The 23,222-nt window shown below is 69.9% G+C and carries 20 protein-coding genes; 14 read left to right on the top strand and 6 right to left on the bottom strand.

Annotation, left to right across the window (positions count from 1 at the left end):
• Positions 1 to 3 precede the first annotated feature (3 nt).
• The 9 genes from BOSE125_RS07820 to BOSE125_RS07780 all read left to right on the top strand — a co-directional run bounded on the left by BOSE125_RS07820 (position 4) and on the right by BOSE125_RS07780 (position 9,638).
• Positions 4 to 900: an HAD-IIA family hydrolase gene (locus tag BOSE125_RS07820; protein ID WP_159551473.1), complete on the top strand. Its 897-nt coding sequence runs from the start codon at positions 4 to 6 to the stop codon at positions 898 to 900.
• Entirely contained in the window at positions 897 to 1,115 is a 219-nt protein-coding gene (locus tag BOSE125_RS07815; protein WP_159551471.1) for a hypothetical protein, read from the top strand. Before BOSE125_RS07820 ends, BOSE125_RS07815 begins: the two co-directional genes overlap by 4 nt.
• Positions 1,112 to 1,948, top strand: a complete 837-nt coding sequence (locus BOSE125_RS07810) for a TlyA family RNA methyltransferase (protein WP_159551469.1) — start codon at positions 1,112 to 1,114, stop codon at positions 1,946 to 1,948. The genes BOSE125_RS07815 and BOSE125_RS07810 overlap by 4 nt, the downstream gene beginning before the upstream one ends.
• 70 nt (positions 1,949 to 2,018) lie before the next feature.
• Positions 2,019 to 3,197 carry an NAD kinase gene (locus BOSE125_RS07805; RefSeq protein ID WP_159551467.1) on the top strand — a complete coding sequence of 393 codons (1,179 nt, stop codon included), beginning with the start codon at positions 2,019 to 2,021 and terminating at the stop codon, positions 3,195 to 3,197.
• A complete protein-coding gene (locus BOSE125_RS07800; protein ID WP_159551465.1) occupies positions 3,194 to 4,990 on the top strand; it encodes a DNA repair protein RecN in 1,797 nt (598 codons plus the stop codon). The genes BOSE125_RS07805 and BOSE125_RS07800 overlap by 4 nt, the downstream gene beginning before the upstream one ends.
• A 4-nt stretch (positions 4,991 to 4,994) precedes the next feature.
• Positions 4,995 to 6,737, top strand: a complete 1,743-nt coding sequence (locus tag BOSE125_RS07795) for a CTP synthase (RefSeq protein WP_159551463.1) — start codon at positions 4,995 to 4,997, stop codon at positions 6,735 to 6,737.
• Positions 6,738 to 6,769: 32 nt separating this feature from the next.
• Positions 6,770 to 7,489, top strand: a complete 720-nt coding sequence (locus BOSE125_RS07790) for an NUDIX hydrolase (RefSeq protein WP_159551461.1) — start codon at positions 6,770 to 6,772, stop codon at positions 7,487 to 7,489.
• A 10-nt stretch (positions 7,490 to 7,499) separates the two neighbouring features.
• On the top strand, positions 7,500 to 8,537 hold the full coding sequence (gene xerD / locus BOSE125_RS07785) for a site-specific tyrosine recombinase XerD (RefSeq protein ID WP_159551459.1): 1,038 nt from the start codon (positions 7,500 to 7,502) through the stop codon (positions 8,535 to 8,537).
• Positions 8,538 to 8,717: 180 nt separating this feature from the next.
• Entirely contained in the window at positions 8,718 to 9,638 is a 921-nt protein-coding gene (locus BOSE125_RS07780) for a hypothetical protein (protein ID WP_159551457.1), read from the top strand.
• 100 nt (positions 9,639 to 9,738) lie between these two features.
• Here the strand turns inward: BOSE125_RS07780 and BOSE125_RS07775 are convergent, their stop codons facing one another.
• The 4 genes from BOSE125_RS07775 to BOSE125_RS07760 are packed head-to-tail and all read right to left on the bottom strand — an operon-like array spanning position 9,739 to position 14,112.
• Positions 9,739 to 10,893: a bifunctional 2-methylcitrate synthase/citrate synthase gene (locus BOSE125_RS07775; RefSeq protein WP_159551455.1), complete on the bottom strand. Its 1,155-nt coding sequence runs from the start codon at positions 10,891 to 10,893 to the stop codon at positions 9,739 to 9,741.
• A 35-nt stretch (positions 10,894 to 10,928) separates the two neighbouring features.
• Positions 10,929 to 11,870, bottom strand: coding sequence for a methylisocitrate lyase (prpB, locus tag BOSE125_RS07770; RefSeq protein WP_115931535.1), 942 nt, complete (start codon positions 11,868 to 11,870; stop codon positions 10,929 to 10,931).
• On the bottom strand, positions 11,870 to 13,387 hold the full coding sequence (locus BOSE125_RS07765; protein ID WP_159551453.1) for an MmgE/PrpD family protein: 1,518 nt from the start codon (positions 13,385 to 13,387) through the stop codon (positions 11,870 to 11,872). The genes prpB and BOSE125_RS07765 overlap by 1 nt, the downstream gene beginning before the upstream one ends.
• A complete protein-coding gene (locus BOSE125_RS07760; protein WP_159551451.1) occupies positions 13,384 to 14,112 on the bottom strand; it encodes a GntR family transcriptional regulator in 729 nt (242 codons plus the stop codon). Before BOSE125_RS07760 ends, BOSE125_RS07765 begins: the two co-directional genes overlap by 4 nt.
• A 140-nt stretch (positions 14,113 to 14,252) precedes the next feature.
• Here BOSE125_RS07760 and BOSE125_RS07755 point away from each other — a divergent pair, with 140 nt between their 5' ends.
• Positions 14,253 to 16,265 (top strand): AMP-binding protein, encoded by a 2,013-nt coding sequence (locus BOSE125_RS07755; RefSeq protein ID WP_159551449.1) that lies wholly within the window; start codon positions 14,253 to 14,255, stop codon positions 16,263 to 16,265.
• Position 16,266: 1 nt separating this feature from the next.
• Here the strand turns inward: BOSE125_RS07755 and BOSE125_RS07750 are convergent, their stop codons facing one another.
• Together BOSE125_RS07750 and BOSE125_RS07745 are read right to left on the bottom strand one after the other, a co-directional pair.
• Entirely contained in the window at positions 16,267 to 17,064 is a 798-nt protein-coding gene (locus BOSE125_RS07750) for a response regulator (protein WP_159551447.1), read from the bottom strand.
• Complete coding sequence (locus BOSE125_RS07745) at positions 17,054 to 18,883, bottom strand: ATP-binding protein (RefSeq protein ID WP_159551445.1); 1,830 nt, start codon at positions 18,881 to 18,883, stop codon at positions 17,054 to 17,056. The genes BOSE125_RS07750 and BOSE125_RS07745 overlap by 11 nt, the downstream gene beginning before the upstream one ends.
• A 195-nt stretch (positions 18,884 to 19,078) precedes the next feature.
• On the opposite strand from BOSE125_RS07745, the gene BOSE125_RS07740 reads away from it, so the two are divergent.
• The 4 genes from BOSE125_RS07740 to scpB all read left to right on the top strand — a co-directional run bounded on the left by BOSE125_RS07740 (position 19,079) and on the right by scpB (position 23,197).
• Positions 19,079 to 20,602: a cation:dicarboxylate symporter family transporter gene (locus tag BOSE125_RS07740; RefSeq protein WP_159554910.1), complete on the top strand. Its 1,524-nt coding sequence runs from the start codon at positions 19,079 to 19,081 to the stop codon at positions 20,600 to 20,602.
• A 218-nt stretch (positions 20,603 to 20,820) separates the two neighbouring features.
• Positions 20,821 to 21,678: a ParA family protein gene (locus BOSE125_RS07735; RefSeq protein WP_159554906.1), complete on the top strand. Its 858-nt coding sequence runs from the start codon at positions 20,821 to 20,823 to the stop codon at positions 21,676 to 21,678.
• On the top strand, positions 21,675 to 22,625 hold the full coding sequence (locus tag BOSE125_RS07730; protein ID WP_371300582.1) for a ScpA family protein: 951 nt from the start codon (positions 21,675 to 21,677) through the stop codon (positions 22,623 to 22,625). Before BOSE125_RS07735 ends, BOSE125_RS07730 begins: the two co-directional genes overlap by 4 nt.
• Positions 22,622 to 23,197, top strand: a complete 576-nt coding sequence (gene scpB, locus BOSE125_RS07725; protein ID WP_159551443.1) for an SMC-Scp complex subunit ScpB — start codon at positions 22,622 to 22,624, stop codon at positions 23,195 to 23,197. Before BOSE125_RS07730 ends, scpB begins: the two co-directional genes overlap by 4 nt.
• Positions 23,198 to 23,222 lie beyond the last annotated feature (25 nt).

Raw genomic sequence — 23,222 nt, 5'->3', positions numbered from 1 at the left:
CCCATGACGGAAGCGGTGTTCTTCGGAGGCCATGACGCCGTCCTGTGTGACCTGGACGGCGTGGTGTACGCCGGTACCGAGGCCATCGATGGCGCCGTGCCGACCCTGCGGGAATTGGGGCGGCGCGGTGTCCCCGTCGTCTACGTGACCAACAATGCCTCGAGGTCACCGGAATCCGTGGCCGACCACCTGCTCGGATTCGGTCTCGAGGTGACCGGGGATCAGGTCTTCGGATCTGCTGCGGCGGGCGTGGCCCTCCTGAATCAGGAACTGTCCCGGACCGCAACTGATCCGTCGGCAGACGGGGCATCCTCCGGTGTGCGTCCCGTCCCGGCGAGGGTCCTGGTCGTCGGATCAGACTACCTGTGTGGACTGGTGTCGGGGGCCGGCCACGAGGTGGTGACGACGGCGGCCGAGCGTCCCGACGCCGTGATCCAGGGATTCGACCCCTCGGTGTCCTGGACCGACCTGGCGCAGGCCTCCTATGCCGTCAACGGGGGAGCCCGGTGGATCGCGACCAATACGGACCTGACCATTCCCCGTGCCGAGGGGATCTCGCCCGGCAACGGTGCCCTGATCGAGGCGGTGTCCCGGGCGACGGGGACCCGCCCGCTGGCAGCGGGCAAGCCCGAGCCAGTCCTGTTCCGCCTGGCCGCCCAGGCCGTCGGTGCTCGCAACCCCTTGGTCGTGGGTGACCGTCTGGACACGGACATCCTCGGAGGCAATCGGGCCGGTTTCGACACCGCCCTCGTGCTGACCGGTGTGGACACCGAGGCAAACGCCGCGGCCGCGCCGGCGGACCACCAACCCACCTGGACCATCCCCTCGCTGCGGATGCTCCTGGCGGACTCCACGGTGGAAGCGCGCTCCCGCGAAGCCCAGGAGGAACCCCAGCCATGACTGTGTCTTCGGAGTTTCCCGAGTCGCCCGAGCCATCCCCGCCAACCGAGTGGACTCCGGCCACCACCGGTGACCCTGCCGCGGACCAGATCCTGTCGGGTCTCATCGGAGCCGGGGAGCTGAGCCCTGACGAGGAGATCGCGGCCTACCGTGAGGCGCTGGACGCCTTGGCGCAGCTGCTGGAGGAACAACCGCGGCTGCCCGGTCTGTCATGAGCAGTCCGAGGACCACGGGCAGCGGTGGCCGAATCCGCCTCGACATCACCCTGGCCGACCGCGGCCTGGCCCGGTCCCGCAGCGAGGCGGCCGGCCTCATCAGCGCGGGTGAGGTGATCGTCAACGGCGTCATCGCCACGAAGGCGTCCCTGAGGTGCGCCCCCGGCGACGTGGTGGCCCTGCGCTCCAGCGGACCACGGTACGTCTCCCGGGCCGGGCACAAGCTGGCCGGCGCGCTGGAACTGTTCGCCGGCGTCGTGACAGCCGGTCGGCGGTGCCTGGATGCCGGGGCGTCCACGGGCGGGTTCACGGATGTCCTGCTTCGGGCGGGGGCTGAGCAGGTCATCGCGGTGGACGTCGGTCATGACCAACTGGTCGAGACACTGCGCGCCGATCACCGCGTGGACGTCCACGAGGGGTGCAACGTCCGTGACCTCACGCCGGAGCACCTCGGCGGAGCGGTGGACCTGGTGGTCTCGGACCTGTCCTTCATCTCCCTGCGTCTGGTGATGCCACCGCTGGCCGCGGTGAGCCGGCCGGGCGCGGACCTCGTCCTGATGGTGAAGCCGCAGTTCGAGGTCGGCCGGCGGGCCCTGCCCAAGACCGGCGTCGTGCTGGATCCGGAGCAGCGACGCCGGGCGGTCACCGATGTGCTGGACACCGCCCTGGACGCGGGGCTGAGGCCCCGCGGCATCGCCCGCTCTCCGCTGCCGGGGCAGGACGGCAACGTGGAGTTCTTCCTGTGGCTGGACCGCCCCGAGACGGAGGCCGAAGCGACGGCGACCGGCACCGGTGCCGAGTGGCTCGGCACCCAGACGGTCGACTGGGCCTGAAGGAGTGACCCTCGTCCACAGCCCGGCGGGTGCGGCCGGACCCGGCCTGGACGTGGGTATCCTTGGGGCCATGCCCCGTTCAATCCTGGTCCTTGCCCATACCGGCCGCGAGGACGCCATCCGGGCAGCCGTCCACACCTGCGCCAAACTGCAGGAGGCCGGGCTGGTCCCGGTGCTCATGGCCCGTGACGTGACGGCGATCCGCGAGGCCGAACGAGCCGGCGTCGTGCCCCCACTGGAGTTCGTCCCGCGGACCCTGGACGTGGACTGTTCCCTGAGTGAGGTCTCCCTGGGTGTGGTCCTCGGCGGGGACGGCTCCGTGCTGCGTGCGGCGGAGCTCGTCCGTGATTCCGGGCTGCCGCTGCTCGCCGTCAACCTGGGCCACGTGGGCTTCCTGGCCGAATCTGAGCGCACCGATCTCTCCCGCACCGTCGAGGCCGTGGTGGCGCAGGACTACAGCGTCGAGGAGCGGATGGCGATCGACGTCCGGGTCTTCCAGGGCGAGGAACTCGTGGCCCGCACCTGGGCGTTGAACGAGGCCAGCGTGGAGAAGTCCAACCGTGAGCGCATGCTCGAGGTCGTGACCGCCGTGGACGGCAGCCCCATCTCCACGTACGGCTGCGACGGCGTGGTGATGGCCACGCCCACGGGGTCCACGGCGTACGCTTTCTCGGCCGGCGGCCCCGTGGTGTGGCCGGAGGTCCAGGCCATGCTTATGGTGCCGATCAGCGCCCACGCCCTGTTCGCCAAGCCCCTCGTCGTGTCACCGGACTCGGTGCTCACCGTGGAGGTACTGCCGCGCACCAACGAGCCGGGCGTGCTCTGGTGCGACGGCCGCCGCACGGTGGACCTGCCCCTCGGCTCCCGCGTCGAGGTCACCCGCTCACCGCAACCGGTCCGGATCGCCCGGTTGTCCCGTACGCCGTTCACCGAGCGGCTCGTGCGCAAGTTCAATCTGCCCACCAAGGGCTGGCGCGGTCCCGTCACCGAACAGGACCGGGCCGAGGCTGCCGCCCGCGAGTCTCGGACGGCGTCCCGTCGGCCCGAGGGGGACCCCACCTCCCGCGGAGTCTCGATCGTTGAGCCCCATCACCTGGCACCCAGGCCGGGCGTGGTACCGCCGGCCACGGCCGCCCTGCCCGTGGTGTCGGCAGGGGACGAGCGCCTGGGGATCGCGCGGTCGGGGATCACCCCAGATGAGGGCAGTGAGGAGCCGGACACGCACAGCGGAGGAGCCGACCAGTCATGATCGAATACCTGTCCATCAACGGGCTGGGCGTCATCGGTGACGCGGCCGTCGAGCTGGATCCCGGCTTCACCGTGGTGACCGGCGAGACCGGCGCCGGCAAGACCATGGTCGTCACGGCCCTCAACCTCCTGCTCGGGGCCCGAGCGGATGCCGGCGCCGTCCGGCACGGGGCCTCCCGGGCCACCGTGGAGGCCGGCTTCCGGCTGGACGCCGGACATGCCGCCGTCGAGGTCGCCACGGACGCCGGAGCCGTGCTGGACGAGGAGGGTCCAGACCATGGGACCGGCGCGGATGCTGATGCGGTCTCCGAGGCCGGCGTCGGCGCACCGGCAGGAGGCCGCGGGGACGTGGCACTCGTGGTCACCCGGTCCGTGGGGGCCGCCGGGACCTCGGGACGCTCGCGGGCCTCGGCCGGAGGCCGCGGCGTGCCCGTGGCCCTGCTCGGTGAACTCGGTGAACACCTCGTGGCCGTCCATGGCCAGACCGACCAGCTGCGGTTGAAGTCCCCGGCCGCCCAGCGCCATGCCTTGGACTCCTTCGCCGGTTCGGAGCTGAGCGAGACCCTGGCCGTCTACCAGCGGGACTTCGACGCCTGGAGACGGGCAGCCGCGGAACTGCAGGAGATCACCAGTAACGAGCAGGACCGGGCCCGCGAGGCGGAGAACCTGCAGCGTTCCCTCGAGGAGATCGACAACGCCGCGGTCCGGGAGGGGGAGGACGAGGAGGTCAGGGCCCTCATCCAGCGACTGGAGAACGTCGAGGAGCTGCGCACGGCCTCCCTGGGCGCCCACGCCCACCTCGCCGGCGGAGATGCCGCAGACGCGGTGGAGATCCCATCGGCCGAGGCCCTCATCGAGGCCGCCCGCCAGGCCCTGATGCAGGCCCCGGGCCAGGATGACGAACTCACCGGGCTGTCCCAGCGCCTTGCCGAGGTGGGGATCCTGCTGGCCGATGTCTCCGGGGATCTCGCCGGCTATGCGGCCCGCCTGGATGACGACGCCGCCTCCGACCTGGACAGCGCCCAGTCCCGGCTGGCCGAACTGACCCGGCTGATGCGCCTCTACGGACCCGAACTCTCCGATGTGATCCGGTGGGCCGAGAGCCACCGGCCGCGCCTCGACGCTCTGCAGGGGGACTCCGGTCGCATCGAGGAGCTCACCGCCGAGGTTGCACGCCTCGAACAACGCGTGCTGTCCGGCGCGAGTGAGCTGACCCGGCTGAGGACGGCCGGCGCAGCCACCCTCTCCGGACTGGTCAGCGAGGAACTGCACGCCCTGTCGATGCCGGACGCCACGTTCCACGCCGCCGTCATCCCTGGCGGCCAGCCGGGCCCCCACGGGGCCGACGAGGTCCAACTGCTCCTCCAGCCCCATGCCGGCGCCGAACCGCGGCCCCTGGGCAAGGGCGCCTCCGGCGGTGAACTCTCCCGGGTCATGCTGGCGCTGGAGGTGGTCCTGGCCGCCACGGACCCGGTCCCCACCTTCGTGTTCGACGAGGTGGACGCCGGCGTCGGTGGTGAGGCCGCCGTCCAGATCGGCCGGCGGCTCGCCCGGTTGGCCCGGCACGTCCAGGTCATCGTGGTCACACACCTGCCGCAGGTGGCGGCGTTCGCGGACCGGCACCTGAAGGTCACGAAGAACTCGGACGGCGATGCCGGGTTCACCACCTCGGACGTCGCGACCCTCGAGGGCGAGCAGCGGGTGGGGGAGCTGGCCAGGATGCTCGCCGGCCGCGCCGACTCCGGGGCAGCCCGCGATCACGCCCGCGAACTCCTCGACGCGTCGCACGTCTGAACGGGTGCTACGATCGAACTCCGTGGTGCATAAATCTTCTCGATTCCAGAAAACGCCCAACGCTACCCGCCAGATCTTCGTGACCGGCGGCGTGGCCTCTTCCCTCGGAAAGGGGCTCACGGCGTCCTCCCTGGGTCATCTCCTGAGGGCACGAGGCCTCTCCGTGACCATGCAGAAGCTGGATCCGTATCTGAATGTCGATCCCGGCACCATGAACCCCTTCCAGCACGGCGAGGTCTTCGTCACGGAGGACGGGGCCGAGACCGACCTGGACATCGGCCACTATGAACGGTTCCTGGACGAGGACCTCGACGGCCTGAACAACGTCACCACCGGACAGGTGTACTCGACCGTCATTGAGAAGGAACGCCGGGGCGACTACCTCGGGGACACCGTCCAGGTCATCCCGCACATCACGGATGAGATCAAACGCCGCATGCGCCTGCCGGCCACGGAGGACGCCACCGTGGGCGGGGAGCAGCAGGATCGGGCCGCCGCAGACCGCCCGGCGCCGGACGTCATCATCACGGAGATCGGCGGAACGGTCGGTGACATCGAGTCCCAGCCGTTCCTGGAGGCCGCACGGCAGGTCCGCCAGGACATCGGACGGGACAACGTGTTCTTCGTGCACGTATCCCTAGTGCCCTACATCGGTCCCTCCCATGAGCTGAAGACCAAGCCCACCCAGCACTCGGTGGCGGCGCTGCGCTCGATCGGGATCCAGCCGGACGCCATCGTCATCCGTTCGGACCGCGAGGTCCCGGCCGACGTGCGGGACAAGATCGCCCGCATGTGCGACGTGGACACCGATGCGGTCATCAACTGCGCCGATGCCCCCTCCATCTACGACATCCCCAAGATCATCCATGCCCAGGGCCTCGACGCCTATGTGGTCCAATCCCTGGACCTGAAGTTCAAGGATGTCGACTGGTCCACCTGGGACCGCTTGATCGGCGCGGTACACCACCCGAGGCATGCGCTGGAGATCGCCCTGGTCGGCAAGTACATCGACCTGCCGGACTCCTACCTCTCCGTCACGGAAGCCCTGCGCGCCGGCGGTTTCGGTAATGACGCGACGGTCTCCATCCGCTGGGTTCCCTCGGACGACTGCCAGACCGAGGCCGGCGCACGCCAGGCCTTGGACGGCGTCGACGCCATCTGTGTCCCGGGTGGTTTCGGGGTCCGAGGGCTCGACGGCAAGATCGGGGCGTTGCGCCATGCCCGTGAGAACGGCATCCCGACCCTCGGCCTGTGCCTGGGCCTGCAGACCATGGTCATGGAGTACGCCCGCAACGTGCTGGGCCTCGCCCAGGCCTCCTCCACCGAGTTCGAACCGGACACCGAGCACCCCGTGATCGCCACCATGGCCGAGCAGGAGCGTTTCGTCTCCGGCGGCGGCGACCTCGGCGGCACCATGCGCTTGGGCTCCTATCCGGCCACCCTGCGGGAGGGCTCCGCGGTCGCGCGGGCCTATGGGGCCACCGAGGTCACCGAGCGGCACCGCCACCGCTACGAGGTCAACAACGAGTACCGCGACCGGCTGGAGGAGGCGGGGTTGATCGTCTCCGGGACCTCCCCGGACGGCACGCTCGTGGAATTCGTGGAGCTTCCGGCGGACGTCCACCCGTACTACGTCTCCACCCAGGCCCATCCGGAGTTCAAGTCCCGGCCGACCCGCCCGCATCCACTGTTCGCTGGACTCGTGGCCGCGGGACTGGAACGCCGGAACTCCCGCAGGGTGAGTTGATCAGGTTGATCAGCAGGGACACCCACCACTCCATGACGCACCTGACTCCTCCACCCGCCCCGTACACCGAGCACGACGGCGGCCCGCTCGCGGACGTGCCCGCCGCGCGGCCCGCGGTCCACACCGAGAGGGCCTTCGCGGGGGCGGTGTGGGACGTCACCCGCGAGGCCTTCCTGATGGTGCCGGGCGCCGCCGCGGAGGAGGACGCGGGTGGGACGGAGGACGATCATCCGGACCTGTTGGTCCGGGAGTTCATCCGCCACCCCGGGGCCGTGGCCGTGGTGGCCCTGGATGATCAGGACCGGGTACGGATGATCCGGCAGTACCGGCACCCCGTGGGCGAGGAGCTGTGGGAGATCCCCGCCGGGCTGCTCGACGTCCCGGGAGAGCACCTGGTCGAGGCCGCCCGGCGGGAACTGGCCGAGGAGGCCGACCTGCGCGCGGACCGGTGGGACGTCCTCGCCGACTTCTACACCACTCCGGGATCCTCCTCCGAGGGCATCCGGGTGTTCCTGGCCCGGGGCCTGTCTCCGGTCCCGGTGGGGGAACGCCACGAACGCACCGGCGAGGAGGCCGGTATGCCGTTGGCCTGGGTGCAGGTGACAGACGCCGTTCAGGCCGTGCTGGCCGGCCGGCTGCGCAATCCCTCCTCCGTGGTGGGCCTCCTCGCCCTCCTCGCCCACCGGGACGGCGGCTTCGCCGACCTGCGTCCTGCGGACGCGCCCTGGCACGGCCGTCCCCTCGGCGGGTGAGTGACCGGTCATGAGTGTGGTGAGTGCCGAGTCCGCGGACGGTCCGCCGCGCGCCCTGGCCCGTCCGGCTGAGGCGTACCTGGACCACCTGACCGTGGAACGGGGCATGTCCCCCCATACCCTGGCCGCCTACCGCCGGGACATGAGCCGTTACCTGGCGTGGCTGCAGGGCCAGGGTGTGGACGAGCCCCGCCAGGTGGAGCGCCGGCACGTGACCGGGTTCCTCCAGGCCCTGGCCACCGGTGCCGATGGCGGGCACCCGCTCTCACCGCGGTCCGCGGCCCGGACCATCGTCGCCGTCCGCGGTATGCACCGCTTCTGGACCCTGGAACAGGTCACGGAGACGGATCCGGCACAGGACGTCACCCCGCCCCGCCCCGCCCAGGAATTGCCCAAGGCGATTCGGGTGGACCAGGTGACCGCCCTGCTGGAAGCTGTGCCTACGGACACCCCGGCGGGTCTGCGGGACCGGGCCCTGCTCGAGTTCCTCTATGCCACGGGCGCCCGCATCTCCGAGGCCGTCGGGCTGGACGTCGACGACGTGGTCGGAGCCGTCCGCGGCCCGCTGGACGGTGCCGACCTCCAGGGAAACCGACCCGAGCCGGGGGCGACGGGACCGGGGGAGTCCGGCACCGCCGTCGTCCGTCTGTTCGGGAAGGGCTCCAAGGAGCGCATCGTCCCGCTGGGCTCCTACGCGGCCACCGCCCTGGAGGCCTGGCTGATCCGCGGACGCCCCACGCTGGCCGGTCAGTCCGGGACCGGAGGCCCCGCGCTGTTCCTCAACCAGCGCGGAGGGCGGCTCTCCCGACAGTCGGCGTGGACGATCCTCAAGAAGGCCGCGGAACGGGCGCACATCGAGGCCGAGGTCTCCCCGCACACGCTGCGGCATTCATTCGCCACCCATCTGCTGGAGGGCGGCGCGGACGTGCGCGTGGTGCAGGAGCTGCTGGGGCACGCCTCCGTCACCACCACGCAGGTCTACACCCTGGTCACGGCGGACACGCTGCGCGAGGTCTACGCCGCGGCGCACCCCCGCGCCCTCCACTAAAGCCGGGGAGAGGTCATCACGATCCCACAACGTCGGGCCGGACGGTGATGACATCGATCACGGATCGATGCTCAGATGGTGAGAGCCGGACGACGTCCCCGGGCGGAAGACGGACCACCACCAGACCACCACCTGCCGAAGAGGTGCCCTACGGAGCACACCGAGGCACACGAGGGGATCATGATGACCAGCACCGCCGACCGAACTTTTCCTGCAGGGCGATGCGCCCGAGCCGCAGCCCGTAGCCGCCGCCTGGCGGCCGCCGTGGGGCTCGGGCTCAGTGCTGGATTGGTGCTGACCGCCTGCGGCACCGGTGGCGAGCCCGCGGAATCGCCTTCCGCCACGACCGATCCCAGTTCGAGTCCGGTGGAGACCGTCACGGAGACCGCGAGTCCGAGTGACACGGCGACCGCGAGCGCCACCGTGACCGAGACGGCCTCCGCCTCACCGACCGCCAGCGGGTCCGGGGAGCAGACCACGGGGCTCACCCAGAGCTACACCTCCGAGTCGGGGGTCTTCACGTGGAGTTTTCCGGAGACCTGGAGCGCCAGCCAGGAGGACTACAACGAGGAGTTCCTGGACTATCTGGGCGTGCCCTACGAGGTGGTGCTCTTCCAGGACCCCGAGGGCACCGTGGAGTACCGGACCACCACCGGGGTCGCCCCCACGGACAACGACGGTCCCAAGCTGGATGTGGTGGAGGTCTTGGAGGCCGAGGAACTGCCGGACATCCCGGAGGCCACGGGCTCCGGACCCGTCTGGTACCGGGCCTCCCTCTACCAGGCCAGCGAGGACTGGCCGGACCCCAAGAGCTTCGAGGGCGGGGAATTCCTGTTGGCTGTGCAGGTGGTCAACGTGGCCGAGGACCTCGACCCCGAGGCGACCGACGACTCCTTCTGGTCCTCGTGGTTCTACGCGCAGCCCTCGGTTCAGGGCGACGGTGAGGGGACCGCCACTCTGCTGTCCGGCAGCGTCACCCAGGACACGGCGGAGGAGGTCACCGGACTCGAAGGGGAGGAGGCCATGAGGGCGTTCCTCGAGACCGAGGAGTACGGGCAGCTGCGGTCCGTGGCCACCTCCATGGAGGTCGAGGTCCCCTGATCCGGATGCCGGAACACCGGCGCTGAACAACGACCCGGGCGGGGAGGGAACGTGAGTGTTCCTTCCCCGCCCGGGTCGTCGTCGTGCGGTGCAGTCAGGCTCAGGCGCCCGGCACGTGCCGCTCGTCCGGCCCGTTGTAGGCGGACAGCGGCCGGATCAGCGAATTGCTGGCGCGCTGCTCCATGATGTGCGCGGTCCACCCGGTGACGCGGGCGGCGATGAACAACGGCGTGAACAGCTCGGTGTCGAAGCCCATCAGGTGGTACGTCGGGCCGGCCGGGTAGTCGAGGTTCGGCTTGATGGCCTTGGCCTCGTCCATGGCCTGCTCGAGCCCGTTGTACAACCCGAGGATCTCGTGGCGGCCGAAGTGCTCGATCATCGCGTCGAGCGCCTGCTTCATGGTCGGCACGCGGGAGTCGCCGTGCTTGTACACGCGGTGGCCGAAGCCCATGACCTTCTTCTTCTGGGTCAGGGCGTCCTCCATCCAGGCCTTGGCGCGGTCCTTGGCCTCCTCCTGGGACTCGTCCGGCCGGATGCCGATCTCGTCGAAGGTGTGCATGACGGCCTCGTTGGCGCCGCCGTGCAGGGAGCCCTTGAGCGCGCCGATGGCCCCGGTCACCGCCGAGTGCAGATCGGACAGGGTGGAGGTGATGACGCGTGCGGTGAAGGTGGAGGCGTTGAAGGAGTGCTCCGCGTAGAGCACCATCGAGACGCGGAACGCATCGACGACAGCGGGATCGGCCTCCTCGCCGAAGGTCATCCACAGGAAGTTCTGGGAGTAGTCCAGGTCTTCCCGGGGCGCCACCGGCTCGGTGGGACCACCGGCGGTGCGCCGGCGTTGCTCGTAGGCGACGACGGCGGGCAGCTGGGCGAACAGGGTCGTCGCCTTCTCCATCTCGGCCTCCGGTGAGGAGTCCTCCGACTTCGGGTGCTGCGCGCCCAGGATGGACACGGCGGTACGGACCGAGTCCATCGGATGGCAGGCCACCGGCAACATGTCCAGGGCGGCCCTGACATCCGGGGACAGAGCTCGATTGGAGCGCTCGTGGTCCGTGAAGGCTGCCAGCTGGGCGTCCGTGGGGAGCTCACCGTTCAACAGCAGATAGGCCACGGCCTCGAACGGCAGAGACGCGGCGAGCTCCTGCACGGGATAGCCACGGTAGAGCAGGGAATTGGTGTCCGGGTTGACCTTGGAGATGGCGGTGTAGTCCGCCACCACTCCGGCGAGGCCCTTCTTGATCTCAGTGTCAGTCATGGGAGTGTCCTTTCGGGACGGGAGTCGGGTCGGGTTCAGGCGTCTGCGCCGGAGTCCGTCCGGGTCTCCAACCCCGGTACCGGGAAGTTGAAGACGGAGGAATCGAAGCCGTTGTAGCCCTCGTAGTCCACGAGCTCGTAGAGGCGTGCCCTGGTCAGCATCTCACCGACGGCGCCCTGCTGGGTACCCTCGGATCGGATGGTGGACAAGGTGCGCTCCATGGCACCGAGGGCCGAGCGCAGCAGCGTCACCGGGTAGATCACCAGGGCCACGCCGGCAGAGGCCAGCTGTTCGCGGGTGAACAACTCGGACTTGCCGAACTCGGTCATGTTGGCCAGGACAGGCACGTCCACCGCGTTGCAGACGGCCTCGAACTCGGACAGGTCCTTCATGGCCTCCGGGAAGATGGAGTCCGCGCCGGCGTCTGCCAGGGCCTTGGCCCGGTCGATGGCGGCGTTCAGACCGCCGGCGCCGTCCACCCCACGGATATCGGTGCGGGCCATGATCAGGAAGTTCTCGTCCCGGCGGGCGCTCGCGGCCGCCGCCACCCTCTGGGTGGCCGTGGCCAGGTCCACCACGGCCTTGTTGTCCAGATGGCCGCATCGCTTGGGGTTGATCTGGTCCTCGATGTGACATCCGGCGAGCCCGGCGTTCTCCAGTTCCTGAATGGTCCGGGCCACGTTCATCGGCTCTCCGAAGCCGGTGTCAGCGTCCACGATGGCCGGCAGATCCGTGACCCGGGCGATCTGCCCGGCCCGTTGGGCCACCTCCGTCAGCGTGGTCAGGCCGATGTCCGGCAGAGCCAACTCGTTGGCCAACACCGCACCGGAGATGTACAGCCCCTGGAACCCCTGCTCCTCCACCAGCTTGCCGGAGAGGGGCGTGTAGGCCCCGGGGAACTGCACGGCGGCACCGGGCTGCAGCAGTTGCCGCAGACGGACGCGCTTCTCGGCGGCGGTCAGTGACGAATACAGCATCAGAAGAGTCCCTTCGGGGCGTCGGCCAGGTCGATGACGCCGGGTGCCGCGGTGATGTTCAACTGGTCCAGCTCACCGGCGCCGAGGGACGCGGTGCGCTGGACGGCGTCGAGGAAGCGCTCGATCTCCTCGCCGGACACGAGGCCCTCGGCCAGCGTGCGGAATTTGTGGATGTACTGCTCCCGGGCGAACGGGCGGGCGCCCAGCGGGTGGGCATCGGCCACGGCGATCTCGTCCGTGATGGTCTCGCCGGAGGCGGTGGTGATGACGACCCGGCCGCCGAAGGCCTTCTCCGAGATGTCCAGGGAGTGGTACCGACGGGTCCACTCCTGGTCCTCCTCCGTGGTGACCTTGTGCCACAGCTCCACGGTGTCCGGCCGTCCGGCCCGCTTGGGGGAGTACGAGTCCACGTGGTGCCACGCGCCGTCCTGCAGGGCCACCGTGAAGATGTACGGGATGGAGTGGTCGAGGGTCTCGCGGGAGGCCTTCGGGTCATACTTCTGCGGGTCGTTCGCCCCGGAACCGATCACGTAGTGCGTGTGGTGCGAGGTATGGATGACGATCGAGGCGACGTTGGCGGGATCGGCGAGCTCGGGATGCTCGCCGTGCAGCTTGCGCGCGAGGTCGATCCACGCCTGGGCCTGGTACTCCGCGGAGTGCTCCTTCGTGTAGGTGTCCAGGATGGCGCGCTTGGCCTCGCCGGGCGCCGGCAGGGGCACCGTGTACTTCGCGTCCGGTCCGTCCAGCATCCAGGCGATGACCCCGTCCTCGCCCTCGTAGATCGGCACGGGCGAGGTCTGGCCGCGCATGGCACGGTCAGCAGATTCGACGGCCATCTTGCCGGCGAAGGCCGGGGCGTGGGCCTTCCACGTGGAGATCTCGCCCTTGCGGGACTGGCGGGTCGCCGTCGTGGTGTGCAGGCCCTGGCCGATGGCCTGGAAGATCGTCTCGGTGTCCAGGCCCAGCAGGGTCCCGATGCCGGCCGAGGCGGAGGGGCCGAGGTGGGCCACATGGTCGATCTTGTGGGCGTGCAGGCAGATGGCCTTGACCAGGTCCACCTGGAGCTCGTAGCCGGTGGCGATGCCCCGGATCAGGTCGGCGCCGCTGGCACCGCTGTGCTGGGCCACCGCCAGGATGGGCGGAATGTTGTCCCCGGGATGGGAGTACTCGGCGGCCAGGAAGGTGTCATGGTAGTCCAGCTCGCGCACGGCCACACCATTGGCCCAGGCGGCCCATTCCGGGGAGACCTTCTCGGTGATGCCGAAGACGGAGGCTCCCTGTCCGCCGGACGTGGGCGCGTGGGTCAGGGCCTGTGCCCGGGCCGCAACGATCGGTCCGCGGTTCAGGGAGGCGATGGCCACCGAGGCGTTGTCGATGATGCGGTTGATGACCATCTCCTCCACCTCGGGGTCGATGGCCACGGTGTCGGTGGCGACCTCGGCCATCTTCCAGGCGAGCTGGTCCTGGCGCTGCAGGTTTTCTTCGGAACGGTAGACGCGGACGTCGTGGTTGATCATGGGGTCCTCTCCAAGCTGGATGTGGGGTGGTCGGTGGCAGATCCGGCTGGTTCGGCCGGTCCGGTCTGGTGGTTCTGGTGGGTCTGGGTGCCGGTGGGCTGGTGTGACTGCAGGTGCGCCAAGGCATGGTGCAGGTGCAGGGTGGTGGTCGCGGCGGCCAGTTCGGGATTCCGATCGGCCAGGGCCCTGGCGATGGAGGCGTGCTCCGTGGCGGACGCCGCCAGCCGCGCCGGGTCATTGCGGGAGAAGCGGCGCAGCCGGGCGAGGTGAACGCGCAGGGACCGCAGGTGCTGGGCCAGGTAGGCGTTGGCACAGGCGGCGTCCACGGCGGCGTCCAACTCCGTGGTCAGCCGGTAGTAGGACTCCGGATCCTCACTGCGGCGGAGCGGTTCCACGGCGGACTCGAAGCGTGCGGCCAGCTGCCCGAAGACCTTCGGGTCGGCGTGCACGGCGGCCCGACGCGCGGCCAGCACCTCGAGCACCGTGCGCAGGTCGAACAGGTCGTCGGCCTCGTCCAGGGAGACCTCCGTGACCACGGTCCCGCGTCCGCTCGACGGGGCAGCGAGGCCTTCGGAGACCAGGCGTCCGATGGCCTCGCGCAACGGCGTGCGCGACAGGCCCAGTCGGGCCGACTGCTCGACCTCGCCCAGGATCGATCCGGGAGGCAGCTGACCTTCGATGATCTCCTGCCGCAGCGTCCGGTACGCACGTTCACTGGCTCTCACAGGGTCCAGCGTATACACAAATAGCCGAAGATGGGTGATTCGGCGAGAATCAGGCCGGAATCCGGCCATTTTTCAGCTTTGGACCTGTCTTGCGTATACACAGGGTGGACGTGGCGTGACTCACGTCCTAGGTTGGTCCCATGTCCTCAACGTCCTCAATGCGTGAGCCCACCCCGTCCTCTGAGCCATCCGAGCCCTCTGAGCCGTACGAGTCCGTCTACCGCAGGTCCATCGAGGATCCAGAGGGATTCTGGCTGGAGGCGGCCGCTGCCATCGACTGGACCGAGCCGCCCACCCGCGCCCTGGATGATGCGGCGGCACCGATCTACCGGTGGTTCCCCGGGGCCCGGTTGAACACGGCGGTGAACTGCCTGGACCGGCACGTGGCGGCCGGCCACGGTGAGCGCACCGCGATCATCTATGACTCGGCGGTGCTCGGCACCGTGGAGCACATCAGCTACGCAGATCTGACGGACCGGGTGTCCCGCTTCGCGGGAGCGCTGGTGTCCCTGGGCGTCGGCCGGGGGGACCGTGTGGTCATCTACCTGCCGATGACGCCGGAGGCGCACGTTGCCATGCTGGCCTGCGCCAGGATCGGAGCGGTGCACTCCGTGGTGTTCGGCGGATTCGCGGCCCGGGAGCTGGCGGCGCGCATCGACGACGCGAAGCCGACGGTGATCGTGACCTCCTCCGGCGGCATCGAGCCGAGCCGGCGTGTGGAGTACCTGCCCGCGGTGGCCGAGGCCGTGGCACTGGCGCAGCACCGGGTCGGGGCCGTGGTGGCCAAGCAACGCGAGGGTTTCGAGACCCGCCTGGAAGACGTGCGGGACAGCGTGCGGGCCGGCGTCGGGACTGAGGCCGGGAACGGATCCGAGGCTGGAACCCGGTGGGTCGACTGGGACGAGGCCGTGGCCGAGGCCGAGCCGGCGGAGCCCGTGGACGTGGCCGCCACGGATCCGCTCTACATCCTCTACACCTCCGGAACCACCGGCTCGCCCAAGGGTGTGGTCCGGGACCAAGGCGGGCATGCGGTCGCCCTGGCCTGGACCATGGCGAACATCTACGACGTCGGCCCCGGGCAGACGATGTTCACCGCCTCGGACGTCGGCTGGGTGGTGGGGCACTCCTATATCGTCTACGCGCCGCTGCTGGTCGGGGCCACCACCGTGCTCTACGAGGGCAAGCCCGTGGGGACCCCGGACGCCGGGGCGTTCTGGCGGGTGGCCGCCCAGCACGGGGTGCGCTCACTGTTCACGGCACCGACCGCCCTGCGGGCCATCCGCAAGGTGGACCCGGAGGGTGACCTGGCCCGGGACCATGACCTGTCGGCACTCCAGACCCTGTTCGCGGCGGGGGAGCGCCTGGACCCGGAGACCCAGGGGTGGATCGGTGACCTGCTGGGCGTGCCGGTGGTGGACAACTGGTGGCAGACCGAGACGGGCTGGCCGATCGGCGCCAACCCGGTGGGTCTGGAGGCGCTGCCCGTCAAGACCGGGTCGTGCACCCGGCCCACTCCCGGCTACGCCGTGGAGATCCTGGACGGGAGCGGGCAGCCGGTGGAGGCCGGGATCGAGGGCAACATCTGCCTCCGGTTGCCCCTGCCGCCGGGGACCCTGACCACGTTGTGGGGCAATGACCAGCGCTTCATCGACTCCTACCTCAGCGCCTTCGAGGGGTACTACGCCACGGGCGACTCGGGGCTGGTCGATGAGGAGGGCTACCTCTTCGTGATGGGCCGGACGGACGATGTGATCAACGTGGCGGGCCACCGGCTCTCCACGGGTGCCCTCGAGCAGGCGCTCGCCGCCCACCCTGCCGTGGCCGAGTGTGCGGTGATCGGATTGGCGGACCCGCTCAAGGGCCAGCGGGCCTCCGGCTACGTGGTGCTCAAATCCGGGGTGGAGGTGGACGGCTCCGCCGGGCTGGAGGAGCTGCTGGCCGAGCTGCGCGCCACCGTCCGCACCTCGGTTGGCGCCGTGGCCGACTTCAAGCAGGTGGCGGTGGTGGACGCGCTGCCGAAGACCCGGTCCGGGAAGATCCTGCGCAAGACCATGCGGCAGATGGCCGATGGTGAGGAGTACGTGGTGCCCTCCACCATCGAGGACCGTTCCGTGCTCGACGCCCTCGCGCCCACCCTCCGCACCGGCCCGTAGGCTATCCGGGCGCTGAGCCCCGGCCGGACCAGCGGTACTCGTTCTCCGGCCGTCCCGGCGTGCCGTAGCGGGGCGAGCGGTCCACCAGTCCCTGCCGGAAGAGGTGCTCCAGGTAGCGCCGTGCCGTCACCCGGGACGTCCCGACGGCGGCCCCCACCTCACCGGCGCTGCGGCCGGCCACCGTGCCGGCCTCGGCCCCGGCGGACCCCCGGCCGGTCCTGGGGCTGGAGTCCGGGGCCGGTCGCGGGACCGCATCCAGGTCGGAGCGGAGCAGGTCCACGATGGCGTCAAGTGTGCCCTCGGTCAGTCCCTTGGGGAGGGTGGCCGGGCCGGTACTGCCGTGGTGGCGGAACGCCCGGTCCACCTCCGCCTGGCTGCGGACCGACCCGGTTCCGGCAAGGCCGGTGGACAACTCCCGTGCCGCCCGCAGGCGTTCGGCGAACTCCGGATAGCCGAAGGGCTTCACCAGGTACTGGATCACGCCCAGGGCCATGGCCTGGCGGATGGTGGGCACGTCGGTGGCGGCGGTCATGGCCACCACCGCCCCGGCGAATCCCGCCGATCGCATCCGGCGGAGCACCTCCAAGCCGTGTCCGTCCGGAAGGTTCATGTCCAGCAGCACCAGGTCCACGCCGAAGGAGCCGTGTTCACGCCACTGGGTGGACAGGAACCGCACCGCGTCGGCCAGGGTGGGGGAGAGATGCACGGGCTGGTAGCCACCGGCCCGGGCCAGGTACTCCCCGTAGGTGTCGGCTGCCAGGGCCTCGTCCTCGACGATCAGCACTCGCTCACCGGTCATGGTGGCCTCCTCCCGCTGTCATGGGTGGAGGGTTCTCCGCGGGTCGCCGTGGTGGGCGGACGGCGTCCGCCGGCAGGGGCAGCTCCACGGTGAACACGGTGCCGGAATCCAGGGCCAACTCGACGTCCCCGCCCAGCGAGAGTGCCGTCTGCCGGACCAGGGCCAGGCCGATGCCCCGGCCGGCGGGGCCCGCGGGCTTGGTGGAGAAACCCAGGTCGAACACGTGTCCGCGATCCTCCGCGGAAGGACCGGGGCCGCCGTCGGCCACCTGCAGGACCAGCCAGCCGGCGTCGGCGTGGGCCTCTGCCTCCACCCAACGGTCCTCCGCTGGCCGTGCGGGGTCCGCCGCGGCGTCGATCGCGTTGTCCACCAGGTTGCCGAGGATCGTCACGAGGTCCTGCGCGGAGAATCCGGTGGCGGAGTCCACCTCGATCCGGTAGTCCATCCGCACCCCGCGCTCGCGGGCCTGGGCGGCCTTGGCCGCCAAGAGGGCCTGCACCGCCGGTTCGCCGGTGGGATCCAGCGGGCCAGGCTGGGCGGTGCCCGCCGCCACACCCGAGGCCAACAGGTCGCGTGCCTGATCGATCCGGCCCAGTTCCACGAGGGACAACACGGTGTGCAGCCGGTTGCCGTGCTCATGGGTCTGGGCACGCAGCGCGTCGGTCAGGGATCGGATGTTCTCCAGCTCACGGTTCATCTCCTGGACCTCTGTGCGGTCGTACAGTGTCACCACCGTGCCCCCGTCCGCGCCGGCCGGGATCTGCTGTCTCCGTCCACGCCGCCACGCAGCGGGTGTCCGCAGCCGCGCCGCCGGGCCGGCCGGGCGCGTGCGGTGCTGGTTGACCACCAGGATGCGTCCGGGGACGGCGAACAGCTCGTCCCGCGCGTCCCTTCCGGACTCCAGCAGCCCGGCCAACGGGGCGGGCAGGTGAAGGTCTGCGAGCGAGACCGTCCCCGGGGTGTGGTCCGCGCGGTGGCCGAAGGGCGGGAGATGCAGCAGCTCGGCCGCGCGGTCGTTGTACAGGCTCAGCTCTCCGGTGCCGGAGACCAGCACCATGCCCTCGTTGACGTTGTGCAGGGCGGTGTCCAGCACGGTGAATCGATGGGCCAGCTCCTCGGGGCCGAGTCCGTGGGTGGTCCGGCGGATATAGCGGCCCAGGGCGATGGAGCCGGCCAGCCCAAGGGCGGCGACGAGTCCCATGCCCAGCAGGATGCGCGGGATCTGGGCGGTCACCGCGATGTCCAGTTCGGAGACGCGGTGCCCCACGCCGACGATGCCGACCACCTCGGCCCCGGGGGCGTCGGAGGACAGGACGGGGACCAGTGCGCGGAGGGAGAGGCCTGCGGGTCCGGTGGCCACCGTGTCCACCTGGCCCTGGCCGGCCAGGACTGCCGAGAGGTCCTCTGGGTACCGGGTGCCGTTCTGTGCCGGGTCCCGGTGGGCGACCCGGGTGTAGTCGGTGCCGAAGAACGTCACCCAGTCCACCTGCGCCTGGTCGGCGAGCTCGGTGGTGAGCGATTGGAGCGCCGCGCTGGGGTCCGCGGCCCTGAAGCCGTCACGGATCCGTTCCTCGTCGGCGATCAGGCGCGCCGTGGAGAGGACGTTGGCTCGCTCCAGCCCGTAGACCGTCCGCTGGGTCTGCTGGTAGCTGAAGGCCACCAGGGCGGCGGTGAGGATCAGCAGCGCGGCCAGGTGGGCCGTCGCCAGGCGGCGGGCGATGCTCCACGGGCGCCGGGACGTTCTGGACCTGTCGCGGCGGGCACGCCGGCGCCGCTCGCCCACCCCGTCCACCGCCGTCGATCCCGCCGTCCTGCCCACCGTGAATCCTCGCTCTGGTCCGTCGATGTGAAGTCTCGCCGGCTCCCGCTTGTGCTCTGCGCCATGAACTTTATGACCGCAAGGGTGATGTGACGCACATCCCACGGTGATGATCGTCGCAACGAAGAGACCGCGAGTCACCGGCCCCCACTGTAGAGGACACCCCCCATGACGAACCCATCTGACCAGTCCGCAATGCGGCACACCCCCGCCGGCGTGCCGGCGTCGGGTCCCGCGGAAGGCCAGGCGCCGGCCACACCGGCGGAGAAGGCGAAGAAGAAGGACCGCACGCACTGGCTGTACATCATGGTGATCGCCTCGGTGATCCTGGGGGCGGCAGTCGGGCTGCTGTTCCCGGAGTTCGGCAAGTCCCTCAAACCGCTGGGCGACGGCTTCGTCTCGCTCATCAAGATGATGATCGGCCCGGTCATCTTCTGCACCATCGTGCTCGGCATCGGCTCCATCGCGAAGGCCGCCACCGTGGGCAAGGTGGGCGGCTTGGCCCTGCTGTACTTCATGGCCATGTCCACCTTCGCCCTGGGCCTCGGTCTCGTGGTCGGCAACCTCATCCACCCGGGCGAAGGCCTGGCCCTGACTCCCTACGACCCGGACGCCGCCCAGGCGGACCTGGATCCGACCGTCGCGTTCCTGCTGGACATCATCCCCGGGTCGGTGCCGGTGTTGCCGGTACTGTTCGTCGCCCTGCTGGTGGGCTTCGCCCTCCAGGGGATGGGGGAGTCCGGAAAGCCGCTGCTCCAGGGCCTCACCCTGATCCAAGGTGTCGTGTTCCGCATCCTGATGATGATCATGTGGATCGCGCCGGTCGGCGCCTTCGGTGCCATCGCCGCCGTCGTGGGCTCCACCGGTTGGTCCGCCATCGGTGCCATGGCCCTGCTGATGGGCGCCTTCTATGCCACCTGCATCGTGTTCATCGTGGTCGTGCTCGGTACCCTGCTCCGTCTCGTCACCGGCGTGAGCATCTTCAAGCTGATGAAGTACCTGGGCCGCGAGTACCTGCTCATCTTCGCGACCTCCTCCTCTGAGTCCGCCCTGCCGCGCCTGATCGCCAAGATGGAGCACGCCGGCGTGCACAAGTCCGTGGTGGGTGTCACCGTCCCCACCGGGTACTCCTTCAACCTGGACGGGACGGCCATCTACCTCACCATGGCGGCCCTGTTCGTCTCCAACGCCATGGGCCTGGAGATGAGCCTCGGCGAGCAGATCGGCCTGCTGGTGTTCATGATCATCGCCTCCAAGGGTGCCGCCGGTGTCACCGGAGCCGGCCTCGCCACCCTGGCCGCGGGTCTCCAGGCACACCAGCCGCAGCTGCTCGGCGGCATGGGTGTGATCGTGGGCATCGACAAGTTCATGTCCGAGGCCCGCGCCCTGACCAACTTCACCGGCAACGCCGTGGCCACCATGCTCATCGGCAAGTGGGTCGGTGAGTTCGACCCGGTCAAGGCGGACAACGTCCTCTCCGGGCGGGACAAGTTCGACGAGGAGATGGTGGTGGGGCATGGCCTCGGCGACTACTCCGATGCTCGTCCGGCCGATCGCTCCGCGGAACGTGGGGAGTCAGGCGCCGGCCAGGGTGCGCCCGAGTCCGGGAAGGAGGGGCGCCCCTTCGATCCCCTCGAATCGCCGACGGCGGCCGAGCAGGCCTTCGAGGGACACCCGGAGTCCAGCCTCAACGTGGCGGGCCCTGCCCCGCGGCGCTGAACCCCCGGGGGCCTATCACCTTCAGGCTTCGGTTGAACGTCAAGGCTCGCCGCGACGAACGGGAAATTTTCCGGGCGGACGCCGATCCGGACTAGGGTGTATCCATGCCGCAGCAGCTTACGTTGTTCAGCGTGGGCGACCTCACAGCACGGCGGACATCTGGACCTACGGCAGGAGACGGCAGCATCGTGAACCAGGAAGAGCCCACGCCAGTCCTCATGATCACCGGTGACCCGGTCATCGGACCCACGGGACGGCCCAAGCACGAATTCCCGGAGCCGGTGCAGTTGGAATCACACGGTCCAGCGCGCGTGATCTCCATGGTCAACCAGAAGGGCGGGGTCGGCAAGACGACCTCCACCATCAATCTCGGAGCCGCATTGGCCAGCTACGGCCGGCGGGTGCTCATGGTCGACTTCGACCCCCAGGGGGCCCTCTCCGCCGGCCTCGGCGTCAGCCCCCACGAACTCGACACCACCGTCTACAACGTCATGATGGAACGGTCTGTCACCGCCCGGGACGCCATCGTGGAGACGGAGTTCGAGGACATCGACCTCCTGCCGGCCAACATCGATCTCTCGGCGGCGGAGGTTCAGCTCGTCAACGAGGTGGCCCGGGAACAGGTCCTGGAACGGTCACTGCGCCAGGTCCGGGACGACTATGACGTCATCCTCGTGGACTGCCAGCCGTCCCTGGGCCTGTTGACCGTCAACGCGCTGACGGCCTCGCACGGGGTGATCATTCCGCTGACCGCCGAGTTCTTCGCCCTGCGCGCCGTGGCGCTGCTCGTGGAGACGATCGAGAAGATCCAGGACCGCATCAACCCGGACCTGGAGATCGACGGCGTGCTGGCCACCATGTTCGACGCCCGGACACTGCACTCCAAGGAGGTCGTCAGCCGCCTCGTCGAGGCCTTCGGCGACCGGGTCTTCGAGACCGTGATCAAACGCTCCATCAAGTTCGCCGATGCCACCGTGGCCGCCGAACCCATGACCACGTTCGCCCAGAATCATGAGGGTGCCAAGGCCTACCGCACGCTGGCCCGCGAGCTGATCTGGCGCGGCGGGGCGCCGTGACCCCAGGCGCCGGGGCAGCCGCCCCGGACGTCGACAGGAACCTGGCCGGCGGCCTGTCCGAGAACCTGGACGCCGAGGACGGTGTCCCCTCCGGGTTCTCCGTCACCCTGACCAACTTCGCCGGACCCTTCGACCTGCTGCTCTCCCTCATCGCCCGCCGCCAGATGGACATCACCGAGGTGGCGCTGGCCGAGGTGACGGACGAGTTCATCGCCTACGTCAGGACCCTCCGGCACGAGGCCGGCACCGGGCTGGACCTCGAGGAGCATCCCGGTCGGACCGAGGGGCAGCGACGCCGGCCGAACCTGGCCGCCCTGGATGCCTCCAGCGCCTTCCTCGTGGTCGCGGCCACGCTGCTCGATCTGAAGACGGCCCGGTTGCTTCCTGCCGGCACCACGGACGCGGAGGAGGACGTGGCCCTGCTTGAGGCCCGCGACCTGCTGTTCGCCCGGTTGCTGCAGTACAAGGCCTTCCGGGACATCTCCACACTCCTGGGCGAGAAGATGCGGGCCGAGGCCCGCCGTTTTCCACGCCAGACCACACTGGATCCGCGCTTCGCGTCCCTGTTGCCGGAGCTGGTGTGGACACTGAGCCCCGAACAGTTCGGTGCGCTGGCCGAGGACGTCCTCGCCCGGACCCCGAAGCCGGCGGAACAGGTGAGCCTGGAACACCTGCACGCCCCACCCGTCTCGGTCCGCGAACAGGCCGGCCTGCTGGCCGCCCGGTTGCGTGAGGCCGGCCGGCTCGCCTTCCGCGAGTTGGTGTCCGACGCCGGCTCCACCCTCGTGATCGTCGCCCGTTTCCTCGCGCTGTTGGAGATGTTCCGGGACCGCGCCGTCACCTTCGACCAGGAGGTCCCGTTGGGCGAGTTGGTGGTCCGGTGGGACCCGGACGCCCCTGATGAGAGGCCGGACCACGGTCCGGAAGACGACGAGGAGTGGTCATGAGTGAGCCCGAGGACGTGCGCGGACAACTCGAGGCCGTGCTGATGGTCGTGGACGAGCCCGTGACGGTGGCCCAACTGGCCGAGGCGACCGGTGCGGAGGCCCGGCAGGTGGCCGATGTGCTCTCTGCCCTCGCCAGCGACTATGATGGACTGTCTGGCTCCCCACGGCGCGGCTTCGAGTTGCGCGAACTTGCCGGCGGTTGGCGCATCTACTCCCGTCCAGCCCATGCAGAGGTGGTGGAGCGGTTCATCGTCGAAGGCCAGACGGCACGGTTGACCCAGGCCGCCCTGGAGACCCTGGCCGTGGTCGCCTACCTGCAACCGGTCACGCGATCCCGCGTGGCGGGAATCCGCGGCGTGAACTCCGATTCGGTCATGAGAACCCTCGTCAGCAGGGGGCTCGTGGCGGAGGCCGGCAGCGACCCGCACTCCGGGGCGGTGCTGTACGAGACCACGGGCTACCTGCTGGAGATGCTGGGGGTGGGCAGCCTCCAGGAGCTGCCCAAGCTCTCGAACCACCTGCCCGGCCTGTCGGAACTGGCCGGTATGGACCAGACTGAATTCAACACCTGACCGCCGTCCAGTAAGACGGCACATC

Source organism: Citricoccus sp. K5, assembly GCF_902506195.1.
GTDB lineage: Bacteria > Actinomycetota > Actinomycetes > Actinomycetales > Micrococcaceae > Citricoccus.
The sequence above is the reverse complement of the archived record's forward strand: the minus strand, read 5'-3'. Positions and strand labels throughout refer to the sequence as shown.